The organism is Streptosporangium sp. NPDC002607, assembly GCF_053592655.1.
The window spans coordinates 20,550-29,612 of the sequence record NZ_JBSFWD010000082.1 but is presented as its reverse complement, the minus strand read 5'-3'; the positions used below and the strand labels follow the sequence as shown (position 1 = coordinate 29,612).

The following is a 9,063-nucleotide window of genomic DNA, read 5'->3' as shown; positions in this document are numbered from 1 at the left end:
AGTGCGTACCGGCGACGGCGGCCCGGTAGTACCGGCTCGGCTGGGAGACGGACTGACCGTTGTTCAGCGTGCCGGTGTAGGTCTTCGGGTAGCCGCTGCAGTCCTGCTTACCCGATGGAGCGGTGCCCGGGGAGATGTCACCCGACGAGCTGGCGGTGCTGTCGGTCAGCAGGGTCAGGTCGTAGGCGGTGAGGATCTCGTTGACCGGCTGGAAGTAGGTGACGCCACCCGTGGTGCAGTCCCCGGAGCCGCCGGAGGTGACCCCCTGGGCCTGGTCCACCGAGATGAACGAACCACCCGAGTCACCCGGCTCGGCGCAGACACTGGTACGGCCCAGGCCGTGGATGGTGCCCTGGGGGTAGGTGACACTGGCGCTGAGCTGCCGGATGAGACCGCAGTGCCAGTCGGTGGTGGAGCCGGACCGGCAGATCGAGGCACCCTCCAGGGCCGGCCTGGAGCCCGCGACGGGCACGGTACCGCCGACGCCGTTGCTCACCACCGGCTTGGGGCTCCAGCCGGCGTTCACCGCGACCCAGGCATAGTCGTTCTGGGGAAAGGACGACGCCCGGAAGACCCCCTGGGGCACCCGGTTGAAACCGGTGGTGGCATCACCCGTCTTACCGCAGTGACCGGCACTGACGAAACCCGCCTGGGTCCCGCGCATCACCGAGAAACCGACGGAGCAACGACTCGCGACACCGACGTAGTAGGCGTCACCACCCTGCACGTCACTGAGGAGCCGGGGCCGCTCGGTGGACGGCACCACCTTCACCGCCTCCGTGTCGAGGCCGGCGGCCTCGATGAGGTCCTCCGCGACCAACGGCTCCGACGACAGGACGACGACCCTGTTGTTCCTGGCATCGACATAGCGGACACTTCCCTCGTTCTTGGCACCGGGTACCGACTGGTCGAGGCCGTCTATGTGCCTGTCGAGCTCCGCCAGCGACCGCTTGACGACCTCGGCCCGGGCACCCGCCGCGATGATGTGGGGGATGTCGGCCTCGTTGGTGGTGGCCACCACAAGGGTCTGCGCGATGGTTCCCATCAGCCACGAGCCGCCGAAACGGTCACCGAGTCTCGCACGGAGCTCCGCCGCCACTCCCGTCAGGCGAGCCTCGTTGAGCAGGCGTGCCTGGGCCTGTTCCCTGGTCAGTTCCAGGTCGCGTTGGAGCGCCTCCAGCATGCCCGACGGCGGTTTCCAGACGGGCGCGGTGACCGGAACACCCGTCACCTTCGGTCCGGCCGCGGCCGGCACGCCCGTCAAGGTGAGCGCGGTGACCGCCAGCACGCAGCCCGTGGCGACGACATGTCTGCGGGACATGAATCCCTCCTCGACCTCGGCTTTCACAGCAAGAGGGGGAGAGCGCCCCACGGGCAACGCCACCCTAATCCAGCCGTTGCCTCCAAGGCCCCCAAAAGCCACACGCCACGCGGCAGACGATTTCGATCGGGATCTCGCCTCGCCGGCGCGCCCTCACTCTCGCGAGGGGCGACCCCCGGGCCGGCTCGGCCGTTCCCCGGACCCGTCGAGATCAGAAGCCGTAGGCGTCGCCCAGAGCGCTCTGGACGTACTTGCGCGCCTGGTGAATGCGGGACTTGGCGGTGCCCAGCGGGATGCGGAGTTGCTCGGCCACCTCGTTGTAGTCGAGCTGGCAGATGTCGCGCAGCACCAGTGCCTGGGCCAGATCGGGCTTCTCCGCCTCCAGGGCCTCCATCACGTCGAGCAGGTCCAGCCTGGACCCGGCGATCACGCTCACCCTGGCGACGTCCGGCTTCTGCAGCGGCAACTCGTCCGAGCTCTGCTCCGCGGCGCGACGCTTCAGCGAACGGTAGGTGGTCCTGGCGCAGTTGGCGGTCACGATGTGCAGCCAGGTGCTGAACTTGGCGCGCCCCTCGAAGCGGCCGATGTTGCGTGCCACCGCCAGCAGGGTGTCCTGGCAGGCCTCCTCCGCGTCCTGCCGGAAGGGAAGGATGCGCCCGCAGTGCCGGAGCACCGCGGGCTCGATACGCTTCAGCAGCTCGCCGAGCGCGCGGTGGTCACCTTGGGCGGCCGCCCGGGCCAGCTCCTCGGTCGTCTCGTCCAGCGCCATCACGAGCCCCCATCAGCGGTCGCGGTCGCTGGACATCCTACGGTCGGAGATCCCCGTTGCCGACCTTCGGCTTTGTTACAAAAGCACACGAACCCGAAATATGGTGATTTTCACTCCTAGCTGTGCTCCCAGCGGGTCCGCTGGGAGCACAGGACCGGTTGTCACGGTGTCGTGAACCCCAGGATGTAGGGGCTGGAGCCGCTCACGGAGACCACGCGATAGCGGTAGGCACCGGCCGTGCCGGTGTAGCTGATCTGCTCGTCGGGACCCGAACTGTCCGAGACGGCGACGGTGCCCCAACCGGTCCCCTTCCACTTCTCGAGGTAGAGGTCGAAGTCGACGCCGTCGTCCCCGTCCAGGCAGCCATGGTGCTGACCGGCGACGGTCGCCCGGTAGTAGCTGGTGCTCGGCCGGTAGACGACCTGACCGCTCTCCAGATTACCGACGTAGATCTTCGGGTAGCCGGTGCAGGTGCCCGTGCTCGGCGAGGTGATCGTGTCGGTCACCAGGGTCAGGCCGTAGGCATTGAGGATCTCGTTGACCGGCTGGAAATAGGTGACGCCACCCGAGGTGCAGTCGCCGGAGCCGCCGGAGGCGACTCCCTGGGCCTGGTCCACCGAGATGAACGAGCCACCCGAGTCGCCCGGCTCGGCGCAGACGTTCGTGCGGGTCAGCCCGGAGACCGCACCCTGGGGGTAGGTGATGCTGGTATCGAGCTGCAGGACGACTCCGCAGTGCCAGTCGGTGGTCGAGCCGGATCGGCAGACCGAGGAACCCTCGACGGCCACCTTGGAGCCGACGACGGACACGGTGCCGCCGATGCCGTTGCTGACCGCCGGCTTGGGCATCCAGTTGTGGTTCACCGCGACCCAGGCGTAGTCCTTGCCCGGGAAGACCGACGCCTGGAAGGTCCCCTGGGGCACCCGGTTGAAGCCGGTGGTGGCATCACCCGTCTTACCGCAGTGACCGGCACTGACGAAACCCGCCTGGGCTTCGCGGGTCACCGAGAAACCGATCGAGCAGCGGCTCGCGACACCGATGTAGTAGGCGTCGCCGCCCTGCACATCGTGGAGGGGCTGGGGCTGCTCGGTGGACGACACCACGCTCACCGCGTCCGTGTCCACATTCGCGTCCTTGATGAGGTTCTCGGCCACCGTGGGCTGCGCGGACAGGACGACCACCTTGTTTCTCTTCGCGTCGACGTAGCGCACGCCCGCCACGCGCGGCTTGGCGGGCAGCACGTCGTCGGCCTTCTCCCTGAGCAGGAGGAGTTCCGCCATCGACCGGGGGACGATCTCGGCCCGGGCACCCGCCGCGATGATGTGGGGGATGTCGGCCTCGTCGGTGGTGGCCACCACAAGGGTCTGCGAAACGGCTCCCATCAGCCACGAGCCGCCGAAACGGTCGGCGAGCCTCCTGCGGAGCTGCGCCGCGACCGGAATCATGCGGGCCTCGTTGAGCAGGCGTGCCTGGGCCTGCCGCCTGGTCAGTCCCAGGTCGCGTTGGAGCGCCTCCAGCATGCCCGACGGCGGTTTCCAGGCGGACGCGGTGACCACACTCCTCGCCCGGGGCCTGGCGTCGGCCGGCACGCCCGTCAGGGTGAGCGCGGTGACCGCCAGCACGCAGCCCGTGGCGACGACATGTCTGCGGGACATGAATCCCTCCTCGACCTCGGCTTCCACAGCAAGAGGGGGAGAGCGCCCCACGGGCAACGCCACCCTAATCCAGCCGTTGCCCCTAAGCCCCCAAAAGCCACACGCCACGCGGACGCCCCCCGGAACGCCCCGGGCCGGATTCCGGTCCTACCGACCTGTGCCGGCAGCGGCGCCGAGCTTCCGATCCATCCCCGGAAAGTCATGAAACCGGGACGTACTAACTGAGCTACCGACAAGAGCTGACACACTTAAATAAACGCCATTCTTCCTTGGCCCGAAGAGCAGGGCGTCCCGGCCGGGCGCCGGTTAATCTTCTGGACAAGCGTGTCCCTAGCCAGCGAAGGGATCTGATGAACGCGATCCTGGTGGCCTCCAACCGCGGTCCCGTCTCCTTCACCCTCTCCGAGGACGGCTCCCTGTCCATGCGCAGGGGAGGGGGCGGCCTGGTGTCGGGCCTGTCGGAGGTCGCGAAGGACCTCGACGTCCTCTGGGTCTGCGCGGCGCTGTCCGACGGCGACCGCGGAGCGGTGCGGCTGGCGCCCGGCGGCCGTCTCGATCAGGCGGGCTATGAGACCGGGGCGCTGCGCATGCTCGACATCCCCCCGGCGACCTTCCACCGCGCGTACAACGCGGTCGCCAACTCCACGCTCTGGTTCGTCCACCATCTGCTGTACGACACCCCCAACAGACCGCATTTCGACGCCAGGTTCCGCAGGGAGTGGGAGTCGTACCAGGCGTACAACGAGGCGTTCGCGGTGGCGCTGGCCGAGGATGCCCCGCACGGGGCGCGGGTGATGGTGCAGGACTACCATCTGAGCCTGGTTCCGGCCATGCTCAGGGGGGAGCGGCCCGACCTGCGGGTGGCCCACTTCTCACACACCCCGTGGGCCCCGCCCGAATACTTCAGCCTGCTCCCCGACGACGTCGCGGCCGAGGTCCTGGAGGGCATCCTGGGCGCCGACCACGCGGGTTTCCTGACCGCCCGCTGGGGCGGGGCGTTCATGGACTGCTGCGAGACCGTGCTCGGCGCCCGGGTCGAGCGCGCGAGCCGTACGGTCACGCACGAGGGCAGGACCACCCGGGTCGGCACGCACAGCCTGGGCGTGGACGGTAAGGCACTCTGGGCACGGGCCTCCGAGCCAGACGTGGAGTCGCACATGGCCGCGCTCCGCGCCCAGGTGGGCGACCGCAGGCTGATCGTGCGGATCGACAGGACGGAGCTGTCGAAGAACATCGTCAGGGGTCTGGTCGCCTACCGGGAGTTCCTCTCGGCCCACCCGGAGTGGCACGGCCGGGTCACCCACCTCGCCTTCGCCTACCCGTCCCGGCACGACCTGCCCGAATACCGCGAGTACACCGCGGCGGTGCAGCGCTGCGCCAAGGAGATCGAGGACGAGTACGCCACCGAGGACTGGGACCCGCTGATCCTCAACGTCGACGACGACTACCCGCGCTCGCTGGCCGCCTACCGGCTGGCCGACGTGCTGCTGGTCAACCCGATCCGCGACGGCATGAACCTGGTGGCCAAGGAGGGGCCGATCCTGTCGCCGGGCAGCGCGCTGGTGCTGTCGCGAGAGGCGGGCGCCGCCGCCGAGCTGGGCCAGCACGCGGTGACCGTCAATCCCTACGACGTCTCGGCCACGGCCGCCGCGCTACACGAGGGGCTGACGATGCCCGAGGCCGAGCGTGCCAGGAGGGGCGCCCTGCTGGCCACGGCGGCGACCGCGCTTCCGCCGCACCGGTGGTTCGCCGAGCAGCTCGACGCTCTCGGATAAGAACGGGAAGTTTCAGGCCCTCATGAGATAGTTTTCGCGGCTATCTAATTTTTTTACCTACGGGGAGCCTGAATTGACCGCGATCGCCCCCGTCAGGCTGATCCGCGACCGCGCGACCTGGCTGATCTACCTGCAGCTCGGTGTCTTCGCCACCTATCTGTACGGCCTCAGCGCCGCGCTCCCACTGCTCCGCATCGACCAGGGCATCTCCCAGGCGGTCGCCGGGCTGCACGGGACCTCGATGGCCCTGGGCGGCATCATCACCGGCCTCGCCCTTCCCTGGTTGACCGGGAGAATCGGCCGCCGGGCCGTCACCTGGACCGGACTGGCCGGGATGAGCGTCGGCACGCTCCTGGTCGCGGCGGGCCCCACCACGCTGCCGATCACCCTCCTCGGCTACGGCGTCGCCAGCGGGATGGCCTCCATCACCCTGTACTCGGGCATGGCCGCGCTCGACGACCACCACGGTCCCGCGGGCCCGGCGGCGATCAGCGAGGCCAACGCGGTCTGCGTGATCGTCGGCATCGGGGTCCCCTTCGTGGTCAGCGCCGCCGCGCAGAGCGCCTTCGGCTGGCGGGCGGCGCTACTGGTGCCCGCCGTGCTGGCCGTGCTACTCGCGCTGCTCATGGGGCGCGTCTGGATTCCGGAGCGGGAGGATGCGGCGGCCGGAACCGCCCCGGAGGCCGGGTCCCGCTTCGGCTGGCGCTTCTACCTGGCCGGGGCCGTGCTGTTCTGCTGCGTCGCGATGGAGTTCTGCTTCAACCTGTGGGCGGCCAAGCTGTTCTCCGACCAGACCGGACTGCCCGCGGCGGTGGCGGCGACCGCGGTCGCGGCGTTCACCGCCGGGTTGGCGGTGGGGCGGCTGGCCGGGGGGCAGTTGGCCCTGCGGGTGCCGCCGACCGTGTTGTTCATCGGGGCGCTCCTGGTCACCGCCGCCGGATGGGCGATCTTCTGGCTGAGCGAGGACCCGGTGTTCTCCTACGCGGGCCTGGCCGTATCCGGGCTGGGGGTCGCGCTGCACTTCCCGATGGCGCTGTCGCGGGTGCTGGCCGCCTCCGGCGGGCGGCGGGACCAGGCCTCGGCCCTGGCCTCGATCTTCGCCGGCCTGGCGGTGGGAAGCGGGCCGTTCCTGCTCGGCGCGCTGGCCGACGGGTTCGGCACCCAGCAGGCGTTCCTCATGGTCCCGGTCCTGATCGGGCTGGCCGTCGGAGGGCTACTGATCGGCTCCGGCAGGCGCGCCTGAGCGGGCGGGGCGGCGGTAACGCCCATCCGGCTGCGGCCTCACCCGCTCAGCGGGGCGCCTCTCCCTCGATGGCGTCGGCGATCGAGCTGAGAAGCTCCAGGACCCCCGGGGGCCCGTCCACCACGATGTCGGCCTCCACCTCGATCTCGGGCGACCCGCTGAACACCGTCACCCCCGGCAACCCGGAGGCTCGTACCGCCGCGAACGCCGCGAGATCTCCCAGGTCGTCCCCGGCGAACAGCACGGACCTGGCGGCCCGCTCGCGCAGGAAGGCGCTCAGCGCCACCCCCTTGTCCATCCCCGGCGGGCGCAGCTCCAGCACGAACTTGCCCGGCTCCACCACCATCCCGGCCTTGGCGGCCAGCGCGGCGACCGGCTCACGCAGCGCCTCAAGCGTCGCCCACGGGTCGGCGGCCTGCCGGGTGTGCACGGCCATCGCCCGCTCCTTGTCCTCGACCCTGACCCCATCCCACCCCTCGACCAGCGCGGGGAGCCCCGCCCTGACCAGGTCGAGGCCCGGGTGGACGGGCGGCGCGGCCAGCGCGCCCGCCTCCCAGCGTTCGAGGCCGTAGTGTCCGAGCACCACCAGGCCGGGCACGCCGGCCAGGGAGCCGTACTCGACGGCCGTGGCGGCCGGGCGGCCGGTCACGACCACCACGGCGCCGACCAGGCCGCCGAGCCTGGCCAGCACCTCGGGCCCACCAGGGTGGATTCTGGCCTCCGCGGGGTCGGAGACGATCGGGGACAGCGTGCCGTCGAAGTCGAGCCCGATCACCGCTCCCCCGGGGTCGGCCACGATCGCCTTCAGCCCGTCGGGCGAGTTCGCCGTCATGTCCGGTTCCTCTCCGTCTCCACGGTCTCATCGGCCTCGCCCTCCGGCGATCGCCCGCCTGACCGGTCGTACCCGGAGATCAGCAACGCAAGCCATCTTTTCCGGCTTCTCGGCCAATCCGGGCGCGCCTCATCAGTCCCACCCTCCGCGGCCGGTTGCCCGGCCGGTCGTACCCAGCATCAGGGGCGAAAGCCCGTCTTCCGGGCGGCTCGGTCGCTCCGTCGCGTCTCACGGAGCCGGCGCAGGCGCTTGACCAGCATCGGGTCGTGGGCAAGTGCCGCTGGTAGCTCGATGAGCTCACTGAGCAGCTGGTAGTAGCGCGTCGCGGAGATGTCGAAGGCCTCACGGACCGCCTGTTCCTTGGCGCCCGCATGACGCCACCACCGGCGCTCGAAGGCGAGCAACTCCCGCTCCCTGTCGGTGAGAGCACGCGACGCGGGCTCTCGGGCAGCCCCGCCGCCGGCACTGTCACCGGGGGTCGGCTCGGTGTCCATGGCTTCCTCCTCGGTCGGGGCACATGGCGATGACACCGCGCACACGCGGCCCGAAGTCAGAATAGTCCGGAATTTCGCGCTGTTCATGACGGATGCGGAGCCGTACAGTCACCAAGTGTGACCTCTGTCATCAGCCTTCTCACCGACTACGGACTGGAAGACGGCTATATCGCCGCCTGTCACGGCGTGATCATCGGAATCTCTCCGGAGTCGCGAATCATTGACGTGTGCCATCTGGTGCCTCTGGGAGACGTACGGCGCGGTGCGGCGATCCTGGCCCAGACGATCACCTACCTGCCTCCCGGCGTGCACGTCGCCGCGGTGGATCCCAGCGGCTCGCGCAGGGCCGTGGCGGTCGAGGCCGGCGACCACGTGTTCCTGGGCCCGGACAACGGGCTGCTGTCGTGGGCGATCCACACCAGCGGAGGCGCGCGGGCCGCCTACGAGCTGTCCAACGAGGAGTTCTTCCTGCCTCCTCTCTCGCCGACCTTCCACGGGCGCGACCTCTTCGCGCCCGTCGCGGCGCATCTGGCGATCGGGCGGCAGCCAGCCGAACTGGGGCCGGAGATCCCGATAAACCGATTGATCTCGCTGCCCGCGCCCACCTCGACGGTCCAGGACGACTATGCCGAGGGGGAGGTGCTGTCGGTCAACCGGCACGGCAACGTCCAGCTGTCGATCGGCGCCGCCGACCTGGTGACGCTGGGCGTCTCACCGGGAGACACCCTGGTGGTCTGGCTGGGCGGATGGCGGCTCGCGGTGCCGTTCAGGGAGTCCTTCACCGCGGTCCCTCCCGGGGAGGTCGTGGCCTTCACCGACTCGGTCGGACTGGTCGCGCTGGCGATCAACTCCGGCGACGCCTCCCAACGACTGGGCCTGCCGCCGGGAGCCCGCGTGCGTCTCTCACCCGCGCCATGACATGTGGGTCGGCGGCCGGCCCACGGATTTCCGCCGGGCCCGCTCCCCGAAGGGGG

The 9,063-nt window shown here is 70.1% G+C and carries 8 protein-coding genes; 3 read left to right on the top strand and 5 right to left on the bottom strand.

Going from position 1 to position 9,063, the window contains the following annotated elements:
• The 3 genes from ACWD3H_RS44435 to ACWD3H_RS44425 form a co-directional block, all read right to left on the bottom strand.
• Positions 1-1,321 (bottom strand): S1 family peptidase (locus ACWD3H_RS44435; RefSeq protein ID WP_451959315.1); only part of this gene is annotated, 1,321 nt, incomplete at its 3' end.
• A 211-nt stretch (positions 1,322-1,532) separates the two neighbouring features.
• The gene (locus ACWD3H_RS44430; RefSeq protein WP_355569628.1) at positions 1,533-2,090 is read right to left on the bottom strand and encodes an RNA polymerase sigma factor; all 558 of its coding nucleotides are present in this window, start codon (positions 2,088-2,090) and stop codon (positions 1,533-1,535) included.
• Positions 2,091-2,251: 161 nt separating this feature from the next.
• Positions 2,252-3,745: a S1 family peptidase gene (locus tag ACWD3H_RS44425; RefSeq protein ID WP_451959314.1), complete on the bottom strand. Its 1,494-nt coding sequence runs from the start codon at positions 3,743-3,745 to the stop codon at positions 2,252-2,254.
• A gap of 350 nt (positions 3,746-4,095) precedes the next feature.
• On the opposite strand from ACWD3H_RS44425, the gene ACWD3H_RS44420 reads away from it, so the two are divergent.
• Together ACWD3H_RS44420 and ACWD3H_RS44415 are read left to right on the top strand one after the other, a co-directional pair.
• The gene (locus ACWD3H_RS44420) at positions 4,096-5,520 is read left to right on the top strand and encodes an alpha,alpha-trehalose-phosphate synthase (UDP-forming) (RefSeq protein WP_451959313.1); all 1,425 of its coding nucleotides are present in this window, start codon (positions 4,096-4,098) and stop codon (positions 5,518-5,520) included.
• Between the two features lie 73 nt (positions 5,521-5,593).
• Complete coding sequence (locus ACWD3H_RS44415) at positions 5,594-6,763, top strand: MFS transporter (RefSeq protein WP_451959312.1); 1,170 nt, start codon at positions 5,594-5,596, stop codon at positions 6,761-6,763.
• 46 nt (positions 6,764-6,809) lie between these two features.
• Here the strand turns inward: ACWD3H_RS44415 and otsB are convergent, their stop codons facing one another.
• The gene (otsB, locus tag ACWD3H_RS44410; RefSeq protein WP_451959311.1) at positions 6,810-7,595 is read right to left on the bottom strand and encodes a trehalose-phosphatase; all 786 of its coding nucleotides are present in this window, start codon (positions 7,593-7,595) and stop codon (positions 6,810-6,812) included.
• Positions 7,596-7,774: 179 nt separating this feature from the next.
• Positions 7,775-8,089 carry a DUF3263 domain-containing protein gene (locus ACWD3H_RS44405; RefSeq protein WP_355563760.1) on the bottom strand — a complete coding sequence of 105 codons (315 nt, stop codon included), beginning with the start codon at positions 8,087-8,089 and terminating at the stop codon, positions 7,775-7,777.
• Positions 8,090-8,206: 117 nt separating this feature from the next.
• Here ACWD3H_RS44405 and ACWD3H_RS44400 point away from each other — a divergent pair, with 117 nt between their 5' ends.
• Positions 8,207-9,007 carry an SAM hydrolase/SAM-dependent halogenase family protein gene (locus ACWD3H_RS44400; protein ID WP_451959310.1) on the top strand — a complete coding sequence of 267 codons (801 nt, stop codon included), beginning with the start codon at positions 8,207-8,209 and terminating at the stop codon, positions 9,005-9,007.
• The last annotated feature ends 56 nt before the right edge of the window (positions 9,008-9,063 follow it).

Bases quoted from the DNA above. Each gene is read 5' to 3' on its own strand.
- ACWD3H_RS44420 (WP_451959313.1), top strand. From the start codon at position 4,096: ATGAACGCGATCCTGGTGGCCTCCAACCGCGGTCCCGTCTCCTTCACC.
- otsB (WP_451959311.1), bottom strand. From the start codon at position 7,595: ATGACGGCGAACTCGCCCGACGGGCTGAAGGCGATCGTGGCCGACCCC.
- ACWD3H_RS44405 (WP_355563760.1), bottom strand. From the start codon at position 8,089: ATGGACACCGAGCCGACCCCCGGTGACAGTGCCGGCGGCGGGGCTGCC.
- ACWD3H_RS44425 (WP_451959314.1), bottom strand. From the start codon at position 3,745: ATGTCCCGCAGACATGTCGTCGCCACGGGCTGCGTGCTGGCGGTCACC.
- ACWD3H_RS44430 (WP_355569628.1), bottom strand. From the start codon at position 2,090: ATGGCGCTGGACGAGACGACCGAGGAGCTGGCCCGGGCGGCCGCCCAA.